Source organism: Salinarchaeum laminariae, assembly GCF_023204835.1.
Lineage (GTDB): Archaea > Halobacteriota > Halobacteria > Halobacteriales > Salinarchaeaceae > Salinarchaeum > Salinarchaeum laminariae.
The window spans coordinates 616,360-638,560 of the sequence record NZ_CP096270.1; the positions used below are offsets into that span (position 1 = coordinate 616,360).

A 22,201-nucleotide genomic window follows, 5' to 3' on the forward strand; every position below is an offset into this window, starting at 1 on the left:
CCATTTCCGAGCCGTTGCTACCAACTATGGACAGCGACGTCAGAGCAGCCTTCGCAGGGCTCCAGAGCAGCATCGTCGGCACGGCATTGCTTGCAATCGCCAGCCATCCGTCGGATGACCATGCAGCAGCGCCAGGAATGATACTACTCCTCGTTGGCATCGGGGTGACAGCCACGGCACTGTACTGATCCGACGACGAAATTCGGCGCTGCCGTGACAATTGATCGAGGATCAACGGGGTCCGCGAGAGCTCGCTCGATGGCCCTATTATTCGCAACAATTACCAATGGTTGAACGTGTACAGGCAGTATGGATTATACCCGGAGAGGGGTCCTCGCCGGCGGAATCGCTCTCACCGTCGGCGGGTGCGTCGAGAGCGGCGGGTCCTCCGGGGGCGACTGGCCCGACACCGACTGGCCTACCGTCGCGTACGACGAGCGAAACCGTGGTGCCATCGGCGACGGGACTGCACCACACTCCCTCTCGGAGGCCTGGGCCGTCGACGTCGGTGAAGTGACGTCGTCGCCGGTCGCGGCGGACGGCACCGTCTACGTGGCGAACCGCGACACCTTGCGAGCGATCTCTATCGCGTCTGGTGAGTTCGAGCTCTTCGAGTTCCAGGCGAACGTTTCGGGGACGCCCACGCTCGACGACGGGATCTTCGTACCGACCACGTCAGAAGACGACGACGGCGCACTGGTTCGACTCGATCCCAGCGGCGACCCCGACTGGCGGCTGTCGCTCGCGGGGGGACGGCCCCACGCACCGGTTGCCGACGACGACGCTGTGGCTGTCCGTACGAATGCGGCGACCGTCCTCATTGATCGCGCGAACGCCGAGGTGGCCTGGACGCGAGAGGAGCCAGCCTACGAGCCCCACAGCCGCTTCTCCTTCGTCGACCTCTCGCTAGCGCTGGTCGATGACTGCGTGGTTGTGCCCGGCCAGGAGGGGGTTCGGTGTCGGGAGCGTGCGGACGGTTCGGAGCGCTGGTTCTATCCGGGTGACAGGGTGACCTCGAGTCCGGCGGTCGACGGAGGAACGGTCTACGCGGCGGTCGTGGGCGACGGGATCGTCGCGCTCGACCTCGCCACGGGCGAGGAATTGTGGTCGGTCGAGGAGAGCGGCTGTTGGACGTCACCGGCAGTTGGCACCGAAACGATCTACGCGACGGCTGGTTTCGACGTACTGGCCATCGACCGCCAGACCGGCGACGTCCAGTGGCGGACCGACGACCACGGCCTCCACGGCGACAGTTACTCGAATCCGATCCTGGTGGGGGATACCGTAGTGGCCGGGTCGATCGGTCGCTCCGTGACAGTGCTCTCCGCGACCGACGGGAAGGTCCGTTCGTATGAGAAGGGCAAGGGAACGCACGTCTCGCCGGCGATCGCCGACGGACATCTCCTCGTCGTCGACGGGCAGACGTTGCGGGCGTACGCCCGCGCGTGACAGCGTGTGGTCCAGGAGGCATTACCGAACTCTGCCCAAGAGTGCAAATGCTACCTGCGCAGCGACAAGCCAGAACGCGGCGGCACTGTTCAGATTAGGATTCAACCGCCGAGGAACGGCCGGCCCAACCATCCGCATCCTGGCGGCCTACGAAAATCGGAGATTTTCGGGCGGCCAGAAGACTCTGTCTTCTGGCAAACTGAAAGGGCGAGGCCGTCTCGACGAACCCCGGCGACGCAAGCGATGACGAGCGGAGCTCGTCAACTGCCGGAGGGAACCTCCGGCCACTGCAGCGAGGGAGCGCAGCGAACGAGCAAAGCGCGTCGTCCGAAAGATCGGAGATCTTTCGTGATCTCGAAAATCTTCGATTTTCGGTGACAGCGAGCCGCGGGAGTCACGCGAGTGCCAGCGAGCGTGACGACGCCGGAGCTTGCTCCGGCGGAAGTCGAGACGGACGAGGGCTTTCGAGGCAATTGTCGCGCTGAAAGCTGCTTATCTGAACACTGCCGAACGCGACCCGGCCAACCTTTATGCGCGTCCTGCACCTATCCATCTGTGAATACTGACCATGGGAGGCAAACGCACAGAAGCCTGTGGTCGCTGCAGCGTGACCACGGTCATCGACGCGAAGGAGGCCGCCGACGGTGACGGCCAGGCCCAGACTGCGGCCGGCGACGCCAGAGACAGCGCCGACCAGGCCGGGGGCCAGAACCCCTTCGACGGCGAGCGCATCGAACTCCCAGAGCGCGAGGTGACCTCGGTCGTGCGCCACGAGGTCGCGATCGGAACGCTCCGGGCGAAACTCGACTCGCTCGCGAGCCGGATCATCTACGGGGCCTAGGTCGCCACCAATGGGAGACCAGCGAGCCAGAACGCATATCACGCAGGCCCTCTGACCCACGTTCCCACCAGATGGAAGAGCGCGTCTCCGGTTTCCGCGTCACCGGCGATTGGCCGGCAATGGTCGAGCACGGCGAGCGGATCACCCGTGCCCTCAGAGATCTCGACGTCAACGACGAGGGTCCCTTCGTCGCGGCATTCGAAGAGTGGGAGGAGTGGCGGCCCAAGACCCACGAGCGCATCGAAGAGGACGTCCCCGAGAAGACCGCCGAGCAAGCCAGCGTCGGCGAAGGCGAGGGCGAGAAGGCCGGGGAATCGCCAGAGGACGACGTCCGCAACGCCGGCCAGAAGCTCTCCGAATCCTACGAGAAACTGGAGAGCGACGGCGACGCGGCCGGCGCGAGAGAGAAGTGGAGTGAGTCTATCGACTACGTCACGCGCGCCGCAGACTCCGCCGGCCGGAAGGCGCTGCGCAAGGTCGAGGACACGGTCTACCAGCGCGTGATGACCCAGCTCGCACCCTACTACTTCGACAACGCGCTGATCTCTGCGAACCTCCAGCAGAGCGGTCGCGGCGACGAGTCGTTCGTGTTCGAGGTGAACGTCAACGACGACGAGCTGAAGGCCGAGGTCGGCGACCGCCTTCGCGAGTACGAGGACGAGGTCGACCGCTGGCACGTCGACACCGAAAAAGAGACCGAACACGTCGAAGCCGCTGAGGGCGTCGAGACGCCCGCCGAGGACGGGAACGGGCGCTCGAAACACACGACGAACTGAGCGCTCGACCCGACCATTTCTCGCGCACAGCTCCACACTCGTTACTGACAACCCGCTCGTTGGGCAGCTATCGTCGACGGCGTCGGATGCTCCCCGCCCCCACTCTGTGTTCGAAACTGATACTACTCGCAGTACGGTCGCATTGTTGGTCGTCCTTCGCGTCGACTGCCCGACCGGCAGCGCTGCGTGCACCTCGTTTCTCCCCAGACGCCAGCGGCGAGTTCTCGAAACCCGCGCCGAACGAATAGTCGAACAGTTGCTACGTTCGGCGCCAGCGCGTCACGGCCAGGTGCGGTAATCAGCCGGAATGATTCGGCGGTGACAAATACCAATTCTATAACAAAGGGTGGCTGGACCCAGGGTCCAAGCGTGGCGCCCTCCGTACGCTTCAAAACAGTACTCGTCGTCGCGCTCGCGATCGCGGTGGTCGGGGGCGCCGTCGCGTTCGGTGGCGTCGTAGCGCTGGATCTCCAGCAGGACGCCACCCAACAAGACGCCGACGGACTGACCGCCGGCAACGAGAGCGACCGACAGCAAACCTCGTTCGTCAGAGTCGTCCACGCGTCACCGGACGCACCAGCGGTGGACGTGACGATCGACAACGAGACGGTTCTCTCCGGCGTCGAGTTCGGGACGGTCAGCGACTACCTCACTGTGGAGGCCGGGACGTACAACGTGACCATCGCGTCGGCGACTGATTCCGACGCTATCGTCTTCGACGAGGAGGTCACGTTCGATCCCCGATCCGTAACGACAGTCGCCGCTAGCGGCGAGGTCAGTGAGAGCGCCGCGACGGCGTTCGAACCGATCGCGTTCGAGGACGACGGCCTCACGCCCGCTGCCAACGAGAGCGCACTCCGCGTCGTCCACCTCGTGCCCGACGCGCCAGCCGTGGACGTCACCGCCGCCAACGGGAACGTCGTCCTCGCAGAGAACGTGAGTTTCCGGAACGCCTCGGAGTACGTGAGCGTCCCCGCCGGCAACTACACCGTCGAGATCAGGGCCGAAACGGAGGACAACGACGGGTCGATTCTCACGACCGTGGACGCGTCCCTCGAGAACGGTACGGCGTACTCAGCGTTCGCCGTCGGCTATCTGCTCCCCGACGAGGCGCCCGCGGACATCCCCGTCGAGATCGTCCTCTCGGAGGACGCCTCCCAGACCGTTGCGCTGCCAAGCGATCGAGCGACGAACGATGAGGGAGAAGATGAGGGTAAAACAGACCACGACACCGAGGATGACGCCGGAGACGATGCTGGCGACGATGACGGCGCCGACGCTGACGACGATGACGGCGCCGACGCTGACGACGATGCAACAGCCAATGGCGGCGGCGATAGCTCGGATGACGCGGATGGGTCGGACGACGATAGCGATTCGAACGGCGAATCGACCGACGAGAGTGAGGACGAGAGCGATCCCGGAACCGACGACGGGGCCGAGAGTGGCGATGGCGACGGCGATGCTGCTAGCGGCGATGATTCTTCCAGCGACGACGGAACGGACGACACCACGTCAGAGGCCGGTTCGGAGACGGTCGATGAGTGCCGGGTCATCGACGAGCCCGGGACGTTCGAGGTGACCCAGAACCTCGGGAGCACGAACGTCCAGTCGATCGACATCGGCAACGGGATCGTCCGGCAGACCTGTCTCGCGATTCAGAGCAGTGACGTCGTGCTCGACGGCGGCGGGTTCGTCGTCAGTGGCTCCGGCGGAGACCTGAGCGTCGGCGTGCACGTCTACGACCCGGCCGGGTCGACGGTAGAGAACGTGACGGTCCGCAATCTGCGGGTCGAGAACTGGGACAACGGCGTGCAGGTCGGCGTCGACACCTGGGCAGTCAATTCGGCCGGCCCCGCTACGGCGCGCATCGAGAACGTCCAGTCGATCGGCAACGGTCACCACGGGTTCTTCGTGGTCGGAGCTGGAACCGAACTCAGCTCGGTCGTCGCGAACGATAACGGCGCGAGCGGAATCGGTGTGTTCGATTCAGGCAGCGTACAGGTGACCGGGGCGACCACGACCGGGAACGCCGAACACGGCGTGGCGCTGCTCGAGGAAGTCTTCGACAGCACCGTCACCGACGTCACGACCACCGGCAACGGCGGCGCCGAAATCTACGTTGGAGACCTGTCCTCCGGGAACACGTTCACGGATATCACGTTCGGATCCGAGGGCGATTCGGTGGAGGGGATCGACGGGACCGACAACACGATCGACGATCGTCCCGCGAACGCCAGCGAGACAGACGATGAGTCAGACAGTGATCCCTCCGAGGATAATGGGGACGAATCGGAGTCCGAAGCTGCAGATGGAAACGGGACTGACAGCGGGAACGAGTCCGATACCGACGCTGGGGGCAACGGTGATGCCGACGGCGGGAATCAGACCGGTGCCGATGGTGAGGCCGATGTAGATGGTGGGACCGGCGCTAGGAACGACACCGATACCGATGACGGGAGCGGCGCTGGGAACCAGACCGGCTCAGACAGTGGGCCCGATGCTGGGACCGAGAATGACGCCGACGGCGCGGGAGAGGGTGAGAACGGAACCGATGTCGAAGACGGAGACGGAGGCGGTGGCGTGAACGAATCCACCTGACTGGCGGTGGCGGTGGCCATCCTGCGAGAGTTTCAGTCGTGCGGCCCGCCGGTTGCCCTCCGCAGCTATCGACTCACACCGCGTCGACGTCGGTTCCCGTCGCCCGATCCCAGCCGTAGGACAGCCCGGCGTAACCGGCGGCGGCGAACCCCCAGCAACCTGCAGCGACGGGGACACTCCCGGCACCGCGGAGCAGCCAGCCCATACCGAGCACGACCGTGACGAGCAGCGCGAACAGGTGGAGCCCGAACCCGCCACGTACGAGCAGGGAATCGCTGGCCTCGGTCCGGTTGGCCAGTCGACGGCCGGCCGCCGCGATCACGAGGCCGAGCGGCACGCAGACCAGGCCGAGGAGAAGAAAGGCCACGTCCGCCGGCGTAGCTTCAGGCGAGAGCGTCCCCGCGACCGCGAGTGCGCCACCGCCGACGCCGACGATCATCCCCGCGACGGTCGTCACCCTCTCGAGACGCTCCGCGTTCATACCCACCGACAGCCCCGCCGGCGTCAACTGCGTTGCGCTCTGCGTCGTCCGGGCCGTTCGATGCCGTCCCGCTGTCTCTACGCACCGGCCGAGACGAGAGAGCGACCGATCGGACGAAGTTCCCAGTCTCCCCACCAGGCCTGCCAGGTATCCGGTCCCGGTAGCCTATTGTATCGCGGCCGAGAATCCCGTGACGAATGGTCGATCCCGCGACGATCGCGACCTTCCTCGTCGCCGGACTCGCGAGTCTGTTCATGGCCTGGGCGATCGGCGCTGGCTCCTCCGGCTCGACGCCCTTCGCGCCCGCCGTGGGCGCCAACGCGATCTCCATCATGCGGGCGGGATTCATCGTCGGGTTGCTGGGCTTCGCCGGCGCCGTCGTCCAGGGCGCGAACGTCACGGAGGCCGTCGGCCGCGAGCTCATCGTCGGCGACCCACTCACCGCGCAGGCGGCGGCGCTCGCGCTGACGATCGCCGCGGCGCTCGTCGCAGTTGGAATCTTCGCCGGCTATCCGATCGCGACGGCGTTCACCGTCACCGGTGCCGTCGTCGGCGTCGGACTGGCGATGGGTGGCGATCCCGCCTGGGACAAGTACGTCGAGATCACCAGCCTCTGGGTCCTCGTCCCCTTCGTCGGCGGCGGTATCGCCTTCCTCACCGCACGACTGCTCCGCCGGGAGGGTGTTCGGGACGAACGGCTTCTTCCCGCACTCGCTGCGGTCGTCGGGGCGCTGATCGCGAACGTCCAGATCGCGCTCCTCGGAGCCGACGGACAGGGGTCGACGATCGCCGCGAGGCTTGGCGCAGGCGTTCCTGCGTCACCGACCGTCGGGCAAGCGCTCGCGACGGTCGCCGTCGCGCTCCTGTTCGCCGGCGTGCTCTACCGTGAGATGGGGATCGACGCCGCTCGCGGCCAGCGACGGTTTCTGCTCGCGCTCGGCGGGCTCGTCGCCTTCTCCGCGGGTGGGAGCCAGGTCGGGCTGGCGATCGGCCCGCTCCTGCCGCTGCTCGATCCCTACGACGTCTCGGTGTTCGCTGTGCTCGCCGGCGGCGGGTTCGGCCTGCTCGTCGGCTCATGGACCGGTGCGCCGCGAATGATCAAGGCGATCTCACAGGACTACTCCTCGCTGGGACCGCGCCGATCGATCGCGGCGTTGATTCCCTCCTTCGCGATCGCACAGGCCGCCGTCCTCTTCGGGATCCCGGTCTCCTTCAACGAGATCATCGTCTCCTCGATCGTCGGTGCGGGCTACGCTGGCGGCGAGGGCGTTTCGAAATCGAAGATGGGCTACACGGTACTGGCGTGGATCGGGTCGCTCGTGCTCGCGATCGGCCTCGGGTTCGGTCTCTATACCGTGATGTCACTGGCGCTCGGGCTGTAGGCACGCGGCGGGGTTGTCCGACCGGCTTCGCTACCGGAGAGCGTGTGCTGAGCAAAATGAAGTCCTGGAGAAATCGACGGCTGCCCCGGACGCGTCGGCGCCTCAGTTCTGGGCCTCGTCCTCGGCCAGCGCCTCGGCTTCGGCCTCGGTGACCTCGTGTTTCTGGAGGCGGGCCTCGAGGATGCGCGTGTTCTCGACGCGCTCGACGCGGATGTCGATGTTCTCGTAGCTGATCTCCTCGCCGGCCTCGACGAGCCGGCCCGCACGGTTGAAGATGAACCCGGCGATGGTCTCGAACTCCTCGCCCTCCGGGATGTCGACGTCGAGGGCCTCGTTGACCTCTTCGATGTTGACCTCGCCTCGGACGACGAGCGTGTTGTCGTCGACTCGCTCGATGGGCTCGTCCTCTTCGCCCTCGAGGATCTCGCCGACGATCTCCTCGACCATGTCCTCCATCGTGATCAGCCCCTCCGTGGTGCCGAACTCGTCGATGACGACGACCATGTGAACGCGCTCCTCGCGCATCTCCGAGAGCAGTTCGTCGGCGTTCTTGGACTCTGGGACGTGGAGCGTGGGGTTGATCAGGTCGCGGATGTCGACGTCGTTCTCGCCGTACTGTGTGTCCCGGACGAGGTCGCGGATGTGGACCACGCCGATGACGTTGTCGAGGCTGCCTTCGTAGACGGGGATCCGGGCGTGGCCGCTCTGAACGCAGGTCGAGAGCGCCTCGTCGGCGCTCGCCTCGACGTCGACGGCCGTCATGTCGAGACGGGGCGTCATGACCTCCTTCGCGATGGTGTTGTTGAAACGGAAGATGCGCTGGAGCAGCTGGTGTTCGTCCTCCTCCAGCACGCCGGCGCGCTCTCCGGTTTCGATCATGTCCTTGATCTCCGATCTGGTGACGTACGTGCTCTCGATCGAGGATCTGCCCCCAGTGACGCGGTTGAGGATCCGCGTGAGATAGTCGACCAGGACGACCATCGGGAGCATGACGTACTCCGAGAACTTCAGCGGGCGGGAGACCTTGAGCGCCCACGACTCGGTGTTCTCGACCGCGTAGGACTTGGGTGCACTCTCCCCGAACAGCAGGACGATCATCGTGATTCCGAACGTGCTCACCAGCACCGCCGTCCCGGGGCTGTAGTAGATTCCGACGAGAGCCGTCGCGATCGACGACATCGCGATGTTGACGACGTTGTTGCCCACGAGGATCGTCACGAGCAGCCGGTGGGGATCGTCCTTGAGCGATTTCAGCGTCCCGGATCCGGGAAGATCCTCCTCGGCGAGGTTGTCGACGGCGTGGGCCGGCAGCGAGAACATCGCGATCTCCGAGGAGGAGAAAAACGCCGAGAAACCCAGCAACAGCAGAATCGACAGTGCGCCGAGAATGGTGATCGTCGACGTGGAGGGGTCGACGAGCTGCAAGACGAACTCAGGAGTCGTCAGTACGGGCACCCAATGCATCGAGCCGATAGTTGCTCGGGTACTAAAGTAAGTCTGTTGACCTGGCACGAGGAAACGGGCAGTTCTAGCCGGCAAATGCTCCGAACCGTCGGTCACAGCCTCGCGCGAACCACAGTGTTCCGTGCGCCGCGAACTACTCCGATCGTCCGATCCGACCGAGATGAGTGTCTCGGAAGCTCTCCTCCTTGAGCCCGTAGCCGATCGAGCGGTCCATTCCGACGTGGAACAGCCAGACGAGCCCGCCACTGGTCGCCAGCGCCGCACCGCTCCAGAGTCCGACCCCAATCAGTGCCAGCGGCCAGGTGTAGACGTGCGCCAGATTGTACGTGAACGCTCCAACCTCGTCGCCGAGCAGGTAGCCCGCCGACGACAGGTCCGGCGCGAACAGGAGAAGGGCGAACAGCAGGATCCCACCCCCGTTCCAGTGGTAGCCGACGCCCGCCGCAATAAGAACGGCCAGCGCCTCGAATCGCAAGAACAGCCTCGTGTCCATGCAGGTCGCTCGCGGGCCGGCGAGAAAAACGTGTACCTCTACGCCCCCGCGAACGCGAGATCACCCACCGCGACGACCGCCACCGCCGACCGCCGAACGCTCCATGACGCAGCCCACAGAGGTATCGGCGATGTCGCCACCCACCGTGTTTTCGTGAGCCCTGACCAGCCACCATCGGGTGGGAATGGAAGGGGCCGACCGCTCGCGTGGGCTCAGGAAGTAAGCACCGCAGCCGAACGGAGTGAGGCGAGGAGCGCAACGACTGAGCGTGCGCGAGCGGGAGGGGGCTTCCAAGCCGTCTGCTGCCATGCGATTCATGCAGCAACGTAGAGCAAAACGCCACCCAACGCTTCGAATTATTCGCCGTCGAGCTGTTCGGCGATGGAGGCCAGCGAGTCGTCGGGCGAGCTCGAGGGCGCGTCGTAGACGATCGACTCCCCGGGCGCTCGCAGCCCGTAGGCGAACCCGGCTTCGATCACGTCGAGGTGGACGGTCCGACCCAGCGACAGCCCGGCGTCGCCCAACCATTCGCGCAGCCGATTCTCGCCGTCGCCGGGCGAGCGCACGAGATCTGACGTGTCGAAGACGCCGGTCGCGCGGACGCTACCGGAGTACGTCTCGAACCGGCAGTGTCGCGTCGCGCCGTCGAGCACGATCCGGAGGATCTCGTCTGTCGGCACTGGCCCGTCCGGGCCGGTGTCGACGTCCGTCGGCAGTTCGATGGCCGGGCGGTCGATCGCGCCGTGGCCGACGAGGCTCGCGTCGATCGTCTGGAGGCCCTCCGAGCGCACGCGGTTCATGGCCGTCAGTGGGCGTCGCGGGCGCAAAACGGTGGCGAAAACCGGGCTCAGCCGGTGCCGAGAGGGCCCGACCATCGAGCCCAACCACACACGCACAACCACACAATCCAAGCCTACCCAGCCGACCGTCACGGCTAAGCGACCGGAGCAGATAGCCATCCCCAGTGTCGCACTTCGCGTACCCGTGTCCGGACTGCCGGTCGACGACGGACCTGCACGACCCGGACTGCGACTTCGGCGGCCGCTCCCGGTCGGAGATCGAGCGGGCCTACACCGACGTGCTGGCGATCCTCTCGACTGGACCGCTGCCGGCGACGGAGCTCCGGCGGCGCGTGCCCCGCGAATGGTCGCCGTTGCACGACGGCGCGCTCGCGCGCCTCCGCCGCGAGCAGCGGGTGCGCGAGGACGGGGACGCCCTCGAGATGCTGACGCCCGAGGAGCGCACCGAGGCGATCAGCACGCCGACCCACGAGCCGCTGCGGACGGTCTACGAGCGGGGAACGGTGCCGGGCTGTCACGACAACGGCGTGTTCGCGATGATCGCCTACTACGAGATGGTCGGGCTCTCCTGGGAGGAGACCAGAGAACGCGTCGTGGAGTGGCTCGAGGAGAGCGGTGCCTGGGCCCGCGGCGGGTTCGAGGAGTCCGATCCGAAGGCGCTCGTCGACGACAAACGCCACGTCTACGAGCAGGGCTACGGCTGGAAGGAGAAGGCGACCGCCGCAAAGCGCGTGATCGAGCGACGGGCGTAAGAGCGAGCGAGAGCGAGAGAGAGCGAGAGAGAGAGGGCGTGACAGTGTATGCGAGTGAGTGGGTGAGTGAGCGAGCCGCTGGTGTCTGCGAGAGCGACGGTGCGGAGGGACTCGTTCGGTACCGATGATGGGAGAGCAACATCGCTAAGTGACGGCGGATCGGAGCAGGCGCCAATGGGGTCGGATCTGGAGAGCGAGACGGCGGACGCCGCCGACGCTGCCGAATCGACGGACTCGGGCAGCGCCGCGGCGACCGATGACGACGGCAACGATGCCGACGCCGACGCTCCCGAGATCGCGACGACGGTCGGCGCGGATTCGCCCGACGACGTCGTCACGTCGATCGTCCTGCCAGCGTACAACGAAGTTGGGAACCTTCGGCCGCTGATCGAGGAGATCGTCGACGTGGTGGCGGGCGAGGCGATGGCAGCGTACCGACCGGTCGAGATCCTGCTCGTCGACGACGGCAGCACTGACGGGACCGCCGACGTGATCCGGGAGCTCACCGCGGAGTACGACGCGGTCGCGGGCATCTTCCTCCGACGAAACTTCGGCCAGAGCGCAGCGCTCTGTGCCGGCTTCGACACCGCCGCCGGCGACTACGTCGTTCCGCTGGACGCCGACGGCCAGAACAACCCGGCCGACATTCCGATGCTTCTCGATCGGCTCGGCGACGGCTACGACTGCGTCTCGGGCTGGCGACGGGACCGCGACGATCCGATCACGAAGACGATCCCCTCGGGGATCCAGACCTACCTCGCGCGGTTTACCGGACCGGACATCCACGACTTCGGCTGCACGATGAAGGCCTACCGGAGCGAGGCCGTCGCGGAGCTCAACCTCCGGGGCGAGGGGCATCGCTACATCCCCGCGAAGCTCTACGATCGCGGCTACAAGATCACCGAAGAGCCGGTCGACCATCGGCCGCGAACCCACGGCTCGACGAAGTACGGCGCCGGCCGGCTGGTGCGCGGATTCGTCGACCTCGCCTTCAACATCTTCTGGAACAAGTACTCGATGCGCCCGATGCATATCATGGGCGGCATCGGCCTCCTCCTGCTGGCGGTCGGCGGCCTGATCGGCAGCCACGCCGTGTTCATGAAGTACGCGCTCGGGGACGCACTGTTGCCCCACCTCCCGCGGCTCGTGCTGGCGGTCGCGCTGATTCTCTTCGGGTTCCAGATGCTGATGTTCGGCATCCTCGCTGAGATGCTGACGAAGATCCACTACAAGGGCGAGGTGCCGTACCGCATCCAGTCCGTCGAGCGCGGAGACGACGAGCACTGAGAGTGCACGGGCCGCTCGGGACGGCCTCGATTGATCAAATCGGCCCGATCATCCATCGGTCAAATCGGCTGAGCGACTGCGGCCCCAACACCAAACGGAGGTGACGGTCACGTCTGAATCAACGAAATCGCACGGCCGTCGCCGAGGACCGAACCACGACCGTATAATAGGCTGCTACGGATAGCAGCGAACACTGTGTCCACGTCCCAGGATAGCGAGGCGGCTTCGCGCGGTGCCGCGACCGGCCACCTCGCCGCGCTCTCCCGCAAGCTGCCGGCCGGCCTCACCGCAGGCCACGCGCTCTTCGCCGTCGTCGTCGCCGTCTGGGCCGCGCTCTATCTCTACGGCCTCGGCGACCTCTCGCTTCGCGTCTGGGACGAATCGCGCTATGCCACACCCGCCCAGATCATGGCCGAAGGCGGCAGCTGGCTCGATCCGATGATTCGGGTGCCCACGCACGAGGCGGAGCTGGGCGAGTCGCTCCGGCTCAACAAACCACCGCTTGGCTACTGGCTGCAGGCGGCCGCGATGACCGTCTTCGGCGTCTCCGAGTTCTCCGCACGGCTCCCCACCTCCCTCGCGACGCTCGGCTGCGCAGCGCTCGTGTACCACGTCGCGACGGTGACCTACGGCGGCGAGGCCGACGGCGACGGGATCGACCGCCGGGCTGGATTCGCCGCCGCGCTCGCCTTCCTCGTGTTTCCGGGTATGTTACTCGGGAGTCACGGCGGGGCGGCGGCCGTCGTCGACACGCCGCTCGCGCTGTTTGGCTCGCTGTTCGTCTGGCTCACCTGGCGCGGTAGAGACGACCCGCGGTTCCTGCTCCCCGCCGGGATCGCGGCTGGGCTCGCAGTGATGGTGAAGGGACTCGCCGCGGGCGTGTTCGTGATCGTCTTGCTCCCGATCGGCGTCCGCTACATCCGGTCGTATCTGAATCGCTGGACGCTCGCCGCAGTCGCGAGCACCGTCACAATCGCGCTGCCGTGGCATCTCTACGCCTACATCGAACACGGTGACCTGTTCGTCGAGGAGTATTTCCTGACGAGCGTGGGCCAGCGAGTTGCGGGGCAGGCGACGGAGCCGCCTGCGGAGCCACTGTTGCCATTCTTGAACTACCCCTGGTTCAAGTTCGCTGCCGGAACGCTCGTTCCCCCATACCAGTACGCGATTCCATTCTTCGGCACCGGCGTCGTCCTCGCGTTCGCGTTCGCGTGGTGGCGTCTGCGTGCGAGCGGCCTCCGGCTGCGGCCTGCCGGCGCAGACAGCGGCGGAGACGGCGGCTATCTCCCCGAAGCACCCAGCAATACCACGCTCCTCCTGCTCGTCTGGTGGACGGTCGCGATCCCGCTCACCTTCGTGCTGGGTGGCGGGAACCACGCCTGGTATCTGCTCCCGATGTACCTCCCCGCCGCGGTGTTGCTCGGCCATCTGGTCGCGGGGATCGCCGACGGCAGTTTCGGCGACCGACTCGATGACGCCCCCGCAGGCAGCCGCTTCGGTTCGGAAACCGGCGTTCTTTCACGGTTCCGAGATCGGCTGCCCTCGACGCGCGGCGTTCGGAGTGCCGCCACCGATCGCTGGGGTAGCGCCGCCGGTGCGGCCGTCTACCCCGCGACCTGCGTCCTGCTCGCCGTCCTCTTGCTCGCGACCTACGGCGCCCCGCTCCACGAAGCCTACAACGACGAGCAGCGGGCAATCGGCACGACGATCGCCGAGGAGGTGCCCGAGGACGAGACCGTCCACGTCTGGCTCGGCGAGGACGGCGACACGCAGTCGATCATGAGCGTGGACTTCTACGCCGACCGGTCGCTCGAACGCACCACGCCAGACGCGCTCGACGGCGATCCGTCGATCCGCTACGTGATCGTCCCCTACGGCAACGCGAGCGAGATCGATCGATCCCACGACGTGCTGATCGAAGGGCCAGAGAACGGGATCACGGTGATCGCGCTCGAGGAGCCGTGAGTGCGCGGGCGTGGGATCGCGTCACTATCCGCTGGCAGTTCGAGGGGTCGAGCCACAGGACCGCCGAATCACGCACCGAGCGCGTCGTCGACGATCTCGGCGATCGTCAGCGCACCGTTCTCGTGGCCCGAGGGTGGATCGAGCGTGCCGAGCTGGTCGACGACGTCCTCGATCGACTTGGCGACGGCGAACCCCTGCACGTCGGCGATCGCGGCGGCGACGCCGCGCTGCTCGGAGGTCGCGGGCAGGACGACGCAGGGAGTCTCCGCGACGGCAGCTTCCATGACCGTCGAGTAGCCGCTACAGACCACGAGGTCGGCTGCCCGGATGTAGGGCTGGAGCGAGGGCTGGAGCGTCCAGTCTTCGCCACCGACGAGCGTCGCCTCGCGCCCCCGCTCGGCGAGCGCCGCGGCGAGCTCGTGCTCGTCGACGGAGAAGGCGCTGGGCACCACGAGCACGTCGACGTCGGGCAGCTCCGATTCGGGCGTATCGTCGACCGGCGCCATCGGCCCCACCCGCGTCGTCCCCGGGATGTCGGGCTCGCCGTCCCAGACCGTCGGGAAGCAGAAGGTCTCCGCTGCGACGGTCGGGAAGCGGGTGCGGACCTGCGCGCTGGCGCGCTCGGGCGCCGTCTCGTAGAACCCGACCGGATCGTGTGAGACGTAGAAGAGCCGCTGGCGGGCGAGGGCGCCGGCGATACAGCCGCTGAAGTCGTCAGTCACGAAGGCGATGGGGTCGAGTTCGCGCAGCCACGAGACGTACGCACGAATTCGCCTCGTGGAATCCGCGACGTCGTCGAGAACGCCCCGGACCGAGCCGCGGGCAGTCTCCTCGCCCTGGTAGCTCTCGATGAAATCCACCGTCGGGAGCGGATGCTCAGTGTAGCCGTTCGCCTCGACGAACGGCTCCCCAGGGCCGCCGCCGGCGATCTCGAACTCGTAGCCGGCGTCGGCGAGGGCCTCCGCGACGGCGAGCATCCGGGTCGCGTGGCCGGCCCCCTCACAGTAGTGGCCGACGGCGATCGTGCCGCCCCCGGCAGCGCTCGCCTCCCCGGTGTCACGGTCCCCAGCGGTCGTCACAGTTGGACTATCGTAGTCGGTTCCCTCGGCATAAGTATGCGCACATCCGGCCGTCGGGGACGAGGGCCACGACCAGCGGGCCCACCGCAACGAATTTGTTCCGACAGATGAGAAGTCGGATTATGGTCCCCCTCTACGGCGTTCCACTCGGTCCCGAGATACGATTATTTTCATCATACTCGCGCTGATCGCCCTCCCCTTTGGCCTCGCGATCTGGGTGTATCAGGACGCGACGAACCGCGGCAACGACAACGCCGCGATCTGGGTCGTCCTGGTCGGTGGACTCGGCTTTCTCACGTTCTTCGGCGGCATTCTCGCGTTCGCTATCTACCTCCTGGATCGGGAGTAACTCTAGCACGGACGCAAGTAACTCTCCAATCTGGACGCGGGCGACCGGACGGAGGAAGGGACGCGCCGCCGACCCCGTCGATACTCGGACGACCGGCCGTGAGCGCGGATACGGAACCTTGATATGCGTTCTGTCTGATTAATTTGATGATAGCCAGCATGACAGCGCGCCAGCCGCGGCCACCGAGGGGCGCAGGCGAACCGCTCGCCCGCGCCCGAAATACTCGCCGGGGGGCGAGTACATCGACTGCTGCGGCCGGGCGCTGCGTGCAGTCAGGGGGGAACAGACGCGGGGCGGTGGCCGTCGCTGCGGCCATGTCGACGACGATCGGGGGATCATAGGATGCGCATCGGCTTTTTCACTGACAGCTACTTTCCGGAGATCGACGGGGTAACGTACACGATCCAGCTCTGGCGGGAACGTCTCGAGGCGGCTGGCCACGAGGTGTACGTCGTCTATCCCGACGGCGATTACGAGCCCGACGAGCGCGAGATTCCGGTCCACTCGCTACCGAACCCGTTCTACGCCGGCTACCGGCTGCCGACGTTTCGCCGCCCGTCGACGCTGCCCGATCTCGACGTCGTCCACTGTCACGGCCCGGCCTCTGTCGGAGTTCTCGGCCGTTACTACGCCAGACAGAACGACCTGCCGGCGATCTACACACACCACACGCCCGTCGAGGAGTATTTCCACCAGGGATTTCACTCCAAGCGCCTCGGCGACGCGCTCGGAAAGCTCTACGTGCCCTACGAGAACGCGCTGCTCGGTACGTTCGACGTCGTGACGGCGTCGACGAGCCGGATCGACCGCGACGTCGAACACGTCGAGCTCCCCGTCGGCATCGACATGGAGTTCTTCCAGCCCCGCGACGGCGACTGGTTCGACGACGAGCCGGTGATCGGCTACAGCGGCCGGGTCTCCAACGAGAAGAACGTCGGCGAGTTGCTCCGGCTGGCCGAGGTGCTCGAGGACTACCGCTTCGTGATCGTCGGCGAGGGGCCCTACCGCGACCGACTCGAGGCCAGAGCGCCGGACACCGTCGAGTTCCGCGACTTCCTTCCCCGCGAGCAGCTGCCCGGATTCCTCTCCTCGCTCTCGGTGTTCGTCACCGCCTCGACGGCGGACACGCTGGGGCTCTCGACCCTGGAGGCCAACGCCTGCGGAACGCCGGTCGCGGCCGCCGACGTGCCACCGTTCGACGACACGATCGGCGCCGAGAACGGCCGCCGCTTCCCCTACGGCGACGTTACCGCGATGGCCGACGCCGTCGAGGACTGTCTGCAAACGGAGCGGGACACCCGCGGCGCCGTCGAGCGGTTCTCCGTCACCAGGACGATGTCCCAGCTCGAATCGATTTACCGGGACGCCGCCGGGATCGAGACGCCGGAGCCGACCTCCACCAGCACCGAGACGCCTGCCTCCTCCTCGGTCGCCGAGGCCGGCACCGACTGACGGTTTTTCTCGACGCCGCGCGTTCGACCGCACGGCAGATTCGGCCCCCACAGAGCGACCGATTCGACCACCGCCGGGCCACAACTCCACGAACGATCCACGGAGTGGGACTGGAAGGGGCCGGCGGCTCGCGTTCGGTCGCGACGCAAGGACCGCAGTGAGTGAGCAAAGCGAACGAACGAGGACCGCAGCGAGCGAGCGGGCGCGAGCAGTCGGGGGCTTCCAAGCGGTTCACGAACACCTCATCAGCAGCGGAGCCGCGAGCAACCACTCGCAGACAACCATCCCTTCGCGACCGGATCGGCACGACTTTTCCCCACCGACCCCCTACGCGAGAGCGTGCAAGTCGTCGACTACGTCCGGACCGGTCACGATGGCGGGCCGGCGCTGTTGCTCGCTGACGAGGCCGGCGCGATCGAGCGGCTGGCGCTCGATCCGGGCGTCGAACTCGCCTACAGTCTCGGCGATCGTCGCTGTGCGGGGACGCTCGCCGACGGCACCCACGAGCCCTGCGAAGCGAGCGACGCGCCGTACTGCGACGTCCACACCCACACCTGGGTCTGCGCGCGCTGTACCGGCGACTGCCTCAAACCGGAGATGGACTGCCACGGCGAGCACGCGATCTATCTCGCCGCCTTCGCCCCGGACGTCCACAAGATCGGCGTCACGTATCTCGATCGACTGCCGACCCGTCTACAGGAGCAGGGCGCCGATCGCGCAGCGCACGTCCGGACCGTTGCGAACGGGCGGATCGCTCGTGAGCTGGAGTCGGAGATCGCCGAGCGAGTTACCGATCGCGTGCGGGTGCCGACGAAGATCGCCGGACTCCACCACACGGTCGACGAAGCAGCGTTCCAGTCGACGATCGAGAGCGATCTCCCGCCGGATTTCGAGGTACACGACGAGTACAGCTTCGACTACGGCTTCGATCTCGACGCCGCGCCCGTGCCAGAGACGACCGCGACCGGGACCGTCCGCGGCGTGAAAGGGCGGATTCTGGTCCTCGAAGAACACGGCACGGACTACGCCGTCGACATGCGATCGCTGCTGGGCTACGAACTCACCGAGGGCGCGAGCGATCGCGAGAAGCAGGCGAGCTTCGGGGCCTTTTCCTGAGGCTCACTCGCCGGTGAGACCATCGTTGTCACCGACTGGGCGACGCCAACCCCAGCTGTCCGAGCCGTCGTGTGGCTCGAGCCTCGTCACGGCAGGCGGGTGATTCGTGCTCCCGTCGACCGGTCGTCGAACCGATAGCCGTCGACGGGGACCGGCGACTCGCCAGTCCGCGCACAGGCGACGACGAACGCTCCCCGGGGCGCCGCGAGCGTCTGGATTCACTGACGAAGCTCCGCAAGCGTCGCCGGCGGCGGATCCGGGGCGTCGCCGGCGCCAGCCATCGCTCAAGTCTCTCCGTTGACGATCGCGCCAAGTCGCTCGCGGTCGTAAAGCTGCTCGTCCTCACCAAACGTCTCGGAGTAGAGCTGGCGGGCAGCCCGTTCGAGATTCGCGAGGTGGAGGATCGGTCCCTGATACATCGCTCCGGCAGGGTACACCTCGCCGTTCTCGACGGCGCGAAGCTGACTCGCGGTGTCGTGTTCCTGCAAGGTGTCGAGGTAGGTGTCCCGGAACTCCTCGCTGGGGCGATACTGGTCCGTGTACAGGCAGATGATCTCAGGATCGATCTCCAGCAGCGGTTCGTAGTCGATCGAACCACGATTAGACGTGAAGCTCTGAAGGTTCGATCCGTCGAGGGCGTCGCCGACGCCGAGATCGTGCCAGTGTTTGTACGCGGTCGTGTCGCCGAGGCGGTAGGGGTAGAACGCGTCCGGATCGGTCGACTCCGGCGAGAGGAGCGCGATGTCGGGGCGCTGGGACTCGGGAGGCAGTCGCTCCTGGATCTCCGCGACGACCTCGTCGTGGAACGTCGAGAGCGCCTGAAATCGGTCGGTTCGCTGGAACACCTGTGCGACCTTCTCGGTCGCCTCGTAGAGCCCGAAGTAGGGATACGCCTCGTGCCAGGGGTACGTCGAGAAGCTGGTGTTGCCACAGAACGGCGCCACCCGCTCGGCGATCTCGTCGACGTCGTCCTGCTCCCAGTTCGGGATCAAGTTCGTCATGTAGTTGGGATCGATGAAGTGGACGTCCGCGTCGAGATCGTAGAGGAGCTCCTTCGAGATACCGTCCTGCCAGAGCGAAGTGATCTCGTCGGTGTCGACCGAAACGCCGGGTACGTCCTCGTACTGCCAGGTGCGGTACTCCGCGGTCAGGACGACCGCACTCGGCGCATCCATCCCGAGCGCGACACCCATGTCGGCCCAGCTCGCGTTCTCGGCGACCCAGCGACGGGGCGTCGAGTCGAACGTTACGTCGCCGGCTGGCTCAATGTGAACAGTGTAGGAATCGCCCTCGCCGCCGTCGTTCGAAACGACCCCCGACGAGAGGTCGTCGAGACAGCCCGCGAGGACCCCGCCACCGATGATCGCCCCGCCGCCCTTGACCACGTCTCGACGGCTTGGCCCGTTGGCCGACGACATGGTGGGGACGCCAGTGGATTCCACCACCGATCGCGACGCCCGAGAACCCGTCGCCGCAGTTGCTGTCCGCGCCGATACTGCTGCAGTCGTGGTGATACCGTCGTCGTGCATGGTCAGTACTCTCCGTTGACGATCGCCGCGACTTGTTCGCGATCGAACAGCTGCTCCTCGGCGGGAATGTCGGGGTAGTGCTCGCCGTCCTCGTAGTCGGGCCACTCGCCGAACAGCTCCGGGTAGAGCTGCTTGGCCCCCATCTCGATCTGGAACAGATTCATGATCGGGCCGTGATACCGCATCCCGGCAGGGTAGACCCGGTCGGTCTCGACCGCGGTCAGCTGGCTGCCCGCGTCGTGATTTTCGAGCGTCGAGCGCGTGTCGGCCATGCTGTAGTTGGGGGTCAGTCCCCAGAGGTGGAGGAACACGTCGGGGTCGGCCTCGAGCATCGTCTCGTAGCCGACGGTGCCCCAGAGACCGTCCCAGTCGGCGTCGGCGAAGGCGTCGTTCGCTCCAAGCGGTCGGGTGTCCGCCAGCCAGTAGCCCGGTTCGTTGAGGTGGTAGGTGTAAAAGGAACTGCCGTCGGCCGCCAGCGTCGCGCGAACCGCCGTCGGACGCTCTTCGACCGGCGGGAGCTCGGCCTGGATCGACGCGACGAGATCGGCGTGGATCTCCGCGAGCGCCTCGTAGCGATCGGTCGCGTCGAACACCTCGGCGACGTTGCCAAAGAGCTCCCAGAGATCGTAGAACTCGTAGTCGTTGGCCCACCCGTTCCCGGGCGAGTCGTGGGTCCCGCTGTAGAAGTTGCCGAACCACGGTGCGACGGTGTCGGCGATCTCCTCCGTGTCCGAGCGATCCCAGTTGTTCTGGTTGGCCGCCCAGGCCGGGTCGGTCAGGTGGAGGTCGCTGTCCAGCGAGTAGATCTGCTCCTTGTCCAGCCCGCTCGAGAGCGGATCAGTCAGATCCTCCCACTCGAAGGAGACGCCGTCGAGATGCGTGTAGTAGTGGTTCATCGTCGTCCCCGACATCTCGGGGACGTAGACGGCGTTGATCGCGTCGCCGTGACCGAGCGCGACCGCCATGTCCGCGTACTGCGGGAAGACGGTGAAGACCTCCTCGGGCACCCGATCGAACTGCACCTCTCCGACGGGAGAGATCGACGCCGAGTAGGAGCCATCGCCGCCCTCGCTGCCACCGGGCGTGTATCCGGCACAGCCGGCCAGGAGGCCGCCAGAGACCGCCACAGTGCCAGTCAGATACTGTCGTCGCGTCGGTGCCAGGCCGTTGGTGTCACTGTTGTCGTTCGTCATTCGGACGCCCCCTCCGTGATGATACCCGCGAGCTCGTCGCGGTCGAACAGCTCCTCTCCGCCGAACTCGTCGGGGTAGAACGCGCTGGCGAGCCGATCGAGCTCGAAGAGGTTGTGCAGCGGACCGCAGTAGATCGGGCTCCCCTGGAACACCATGTCGTTCTCGACGGCCGTCAGCCGGCTCGCGACGTCGTGGTTCCGCAGGAAATCAACGATGGTGTTCTCGAACTCCGCGTCCGTCTTGTTGCCGTGGTAGCGCAGGAGAAGCGCGTCGGGGTCGACGTCCAGCAGCGTCTCGTAGTCGACGCTCTGCCCGTCGGTGTATCCTTCGGTGCCCGTGCCCGCGAACGCGTCATCGATCCCGAGAGTCCGGAAGTGCTCCTTGTTCGCCCCCTTCCCCGAGATTCGGTAGGGGGCAAACTCCGTGGGCTCCTCGCCGGCGAACAGCAAGAGTGCGTTTGGCCGCTCCGTCGCCGACGGAATGCGGGACTCGATCTCGGTCACGACGTCGTCGTGGAGGCTTCGAACGGCCTCGAAGCGGTCCGTCTCCTGGAAGATCTCGGAGACCTTCTCGAAGGCTTCGTAGAGCGTGTAGTAGCGGTAGTCGTGCCAGTCGTCCGTGCGGCGGAAGATCAGGTTTCCGAGGAAGGGTGCGACGTTCTCGCGAATTTCGTCCACGTCGCCGTCGGACCAGTCGTCCATCCAGTCGGTCAGCCCGTGTGGATCCATCAGGTGGAGGTCGCCGTCGAGTTCGTAGAGCAGCTCCTGCGAGATCCCGTCGCTCCACATCGAGGTGAGCTGGTCGGTGTCGATCGAGACGCCATCGAGTTCGTCGTAGTGCATCGTCTTGTACCGGTTCTGGTACCAGACGGACTGGGCGGCGTCGCCGTGCCCCAGCGCGACCATCATCTCGATGTAGTCCGGCGTGAACGTGGTGACCGTCTCGGGCACCTCCTCGAACTCGACCGTTCCGACCGGCTCCATCGTCACCGAGTACGAGCCCTCGCCGCCGCCGTCGCTCTCCGTGCTCGTTGGGTTGATGCCCGAACAGCCAGCGAGGGTCGCGCCACCGAGTACAGCGCCGCCGTAGGCGAGATACTCCCGTCGGGTCGATTCGTCGGTCGTCGGCTCGTCCGTAGCCATGTGATTTAGGCCAGCCTAAACAAATATATGGCTATCGGTTTTTCGGCGAG

Annotated in this window: 21 protein-coding genes; 12 read left to right on the forward strand and 9 right to left on the reverse strand. The window is 66.3% G+C overall.

The window, feature by feature from the left end:
* The first annotated feature begins 26 nt into the window (after nt 1-26).
* The 5 genes from MXF70_RS02945 (at nt 27) to MXF70_RS02965 (ending at nt 5,667) form a co-directional block, all read left to right on the forward strand.
* A complete protein-coding gene (locus MXF70_RS02945) occupies nt 27-188 on the forward strand; it encodes a hypothetical protein (protein WP_248517265.1) in 162 nt (53 codons plus the stop codon).
* Nucleotides 189-309: 121 nt separating this feature from the next.
* Complete coding sequence (locus MXF70_RS02950) at nt 310-1,449, forward strand: outer membrane protein assembly factor BamB family protein (protein WP_248517267.1); 1,140 nt, start codon at nt 310-312, stop codon at nt 1,447-1,449.
* A gap of 568 nt (nt 1,450-2,017) precedes the next feature.
* Nucleotides 2,018-2,290, forward strand: a complete 273-nt coding sequence (locus MXF70_RS02955; RefSeq protein WP_510631685.1) for a DUF8007 family protein — start codon at nt 2,018-2,020, stop codon at nt 2,288-2,290.
* Nucleotides 2,291-2,361: 71 nt separating this feature from the next.
* The gene (locus MXF70_RS02960) at nt 2,362-3,066 is read left to right on the forward strand and encodes a DUF5828 family protein (RefSeq protein WP_248517271.1); all 705 of its coding nucleotides are present in this window, start codon (nt 2,362-2,364) and stop codon (nt 3,064-3,066) included.
* A gap of 369 nt (nt 3,067-3,435) precedes the next feature.
* Nucleotides 3,436-5,667, forward strand: a complete 2,232-nt coding sequence (locus MXF70_RS02965; protein ID WP_248517273.1) for a DUF4397 domain-containing protein — start codon at nt 3,436-3,438, stop codon at nt 5,665-5,667.
* A 73-nt stretch (nt 5,668-5,740) separates the two neighbouring features.
* Here MXF70_RS02965 and MXF70_RS02970 read toward each other — a convergent pair whose 3' ends face one another.
* A complete protein-coding gene (locus MXF70_RS02970) occupies nt 5,741-6,148 on the reverse strand; it encodes a hypothetical protein (protein WP_248517275.1) in 408 nt (135 codons plus the stop codon).
* Between the two features lie 197 nt (nt 6,149-6,345).
* Here MXF70_RS02970 and MXF70_RS02975 point away from each other — a divergent pair, with 197 nt between their 5' ends.
* Complete coding sequence (locus MXF70_RS02975; protein ID WP_248517277.1) at nt 6,346-7,530, forward strand: inorganic phosphate transporter; 1,185 nt, start codon at nt 6,346-6,348, stop codon at nt 7,528-7,530.
* Between the two features lie 102 nt (nt 7,531-7,632).
* Here the strand turns inward: MXF70_RS02975 and MXF70_RS02980 are convergent, their stop codons facing one another.
* The 3 genes from MXF70_RS02980 to MXF70_RS02990 all read right to left on the reverse strand — a co-directional run bounded on the left by MXF70_RS02980 (nt 7,633) and on the right by MXF70_RS02990 (nt 10,287).
* The gene (locus MXF70_RS02980) at nt 7,633-8,994 is read right to left on the reverse strand and encodes a hemolysin family protein (RefSeq protein WP_248517279.1); all 1,362 of its coding nucleotides are present in this window, start codon (nt 8,992-8,994) and stop codon (nt 7,633-7,635) included.
* 133 nt (nt 8,995-9,127) lie between these two features.
* Nucleotides 9,128-9,487: a DUF4260 domain-containing protein gene (locus tag MXF70_RS02985; protein ID WP_248517281.1), complete on the reverse strand. Its 360-nt coding sequence runs from the start codon at nt 9,485-9,487 to the stop codon at nt 9,128-9,130.
* 356 nt (nt 9,488-9,843) lie between these two features.
* A complete protein-coding gene (locus MXF70_RS02990; protein ID WP_248517283.1) occupies nt 9,844-10,287 on the reverse strand; it encodes a DUF7112 family protein in 444 nt (147 codons plus the stop codon).
* 164 nt (nt 10,288-10,451) lie between these two features.
* Here MXF70_RS02990 and MXF70_RS02995 point away from each other — a divergent pair, with 164 nt between their 5' ends.
* The 3 genes from MXF70_RS02995 (at nt 10,452) to MXF70_RS03005 (ending at nt 14,291) form a co-directional block, all read left to right on the forward strand.
* Nucleotides 10,452-11,039, forward strand: coding sequence for a DUF7474 family protein (locus MXF70_RS02995; RefSeq protein ID WP_248517285.1), 588 nt, complete (start codon nt 10,452-10,454; stop codon nt 11,037-11,039).
* A 174-nt stretch (nt 11,040-11,213) separates the two neighbouring features.
* Complete coding sequence (locus tag MXF70_RS03000; RefSeq protein ID WP_248517287.1) at nt 11,214-12,326, forward strand: glycosyltransferase family 2 protein; 1,113 nt, start codon at nt 11,214-11,216, stop codon at nt 12,324-12,326.
* 195 nt (nt 12,327-12,521) lie between these two features.
* On the forward strand, nt 12,522-14,291 hold the full coding sequence (locus MXF70_RS03005; protein ID WP_248517289.1) for an ArnT family glycosyltransferase: 1,770 nt from the start codon (nt 12,522-12,524) through the stop codon (nt 14,289-14,291).
* A 68-nt stretch (nt 14,292-14,359) separates the two neighbouring features.
* Here the strand turns inward: MXF70_RS03005 and MXF70_RS03010 are convergent, their stop codons facing one another.
* Nucleotides 14,360-15,370 (reverse strand): glycosyltransferase, encoded by a 1,011-nt coding sequence (locus MXF70_RS03010; protein WP_248517291.1) that lies wholly within the window; start codon nt 15,368-15,370, stop codon nt 14,360-14,362.
* Between the two features lie 217 nt (nt 15,371-15,587).
* Between MXF70_RS03010 and MXF70_RS15200 the strand changes: the two genes are divergently transcribed.
* The 3 genes from MXF70_RS15200 to MXF70_RS03020 all read left to right on the forward strand — a co-directional run bounded on the left by MXF70_RS15200 (nt 15,588) and on the right by MXF70_RS03020 (nt 18,287).
* Nucleotides 15,588-15,719, forward strand: coding sequence for a hypothetical protein (locus MXF70_RS15200; protein WP_259370389.1), 132 nt, complete (start codon nt 15,588-15,590; stop codon nt 15,717-15,719).
* Between the two features lie 342 nt (nt 15,720-16,061).
* Complete coding sequence (locus MXF70_RS03015; protein ID WP_248517293.1) at nt 16,062-17,171, forward strand: glycosyltransferase; 1,110 nt, start codon at nt 16,062-16,064, stop codon at nt 17,169-17,171.
* A 339-nt stretch (nt 17,172-17,510) separates the two neighbouring features.
* Complete coding sequence (locus tag MXF70_RS03020) at nt 17,511-18,287, forward strand: DUF2797 domain-containing protein (protein ID WP_248517294.1); 777 nt, start codon at nt 17,511-17,513, stop codon at nt 18,285-18,287.
* An 86-nt stretch (nt 18,288-18,373) separates the two neighbouring features.
* On the opposite strand, the gene MXF70_RS15485 is transcribed toward MXF70_RS03020, so the two are convergent.
* The 4 genes from MXF70_RS15485 to MXF70_RS03035 form a co-directional block, all read right to left on the reverse strand.
* On the reverse strand, nt 18,374-18,505 hold the full coding sequence (locus MXF70_RS15485) for a DUF7552 domain-containing protein (protein ID WP_445677854.1): 132 nt from the start codon (nt 18,503-18,505) through the stop codon (nt 18,374-18,376).
* A 66-nt stretch (nt 18,506-18,571) separates the two neighbouring features.
* On the reverse strand, nt 18,572-19,705 hold the full coding sequence (locus MXF70_RS03025; RefSeq protein WP_248517296.1) for an ABC transporter substrate-binding protein: 1,134 nt from the start codon (nt 19,703-19,705) through the stop codon (nt 18,572-18,574).
* Nucleotides 19,706-19,818: 113 nt separating this feature from the next.
* On the reverse strand, nt 19,819-21,009 hold the full coding sequence (locus MXF70_RS03030) for an ABC transporter substrate-binding protein (RefSeq protein ID WP_248517298.1): 1,191 nt from the start codon (nt 21,007-21,009) through the stop codon (nt 19,819-19,821).
* Nucleotides 21,006-22,151 carry an ABC transporter substrate-binding protein gene (locus tag MXF70_RS03035; RefSeq protein WP_248517300.1) on the reverse strand — a complete coding sequence of 382 codons (1,146 nt, stop codon included), beginning with the start codon at nt 22,149-22,151 and terminating at the stop codon, nt 21,006-21,008. The genes MXF70_RS03030 and MXF70_RS03035 overlap by 4 nt, the downstream gene beginning before the upstream one ends.
* Between the last annotated feature and the right edge of the window lie 50 nt (nt 22,152-22,201).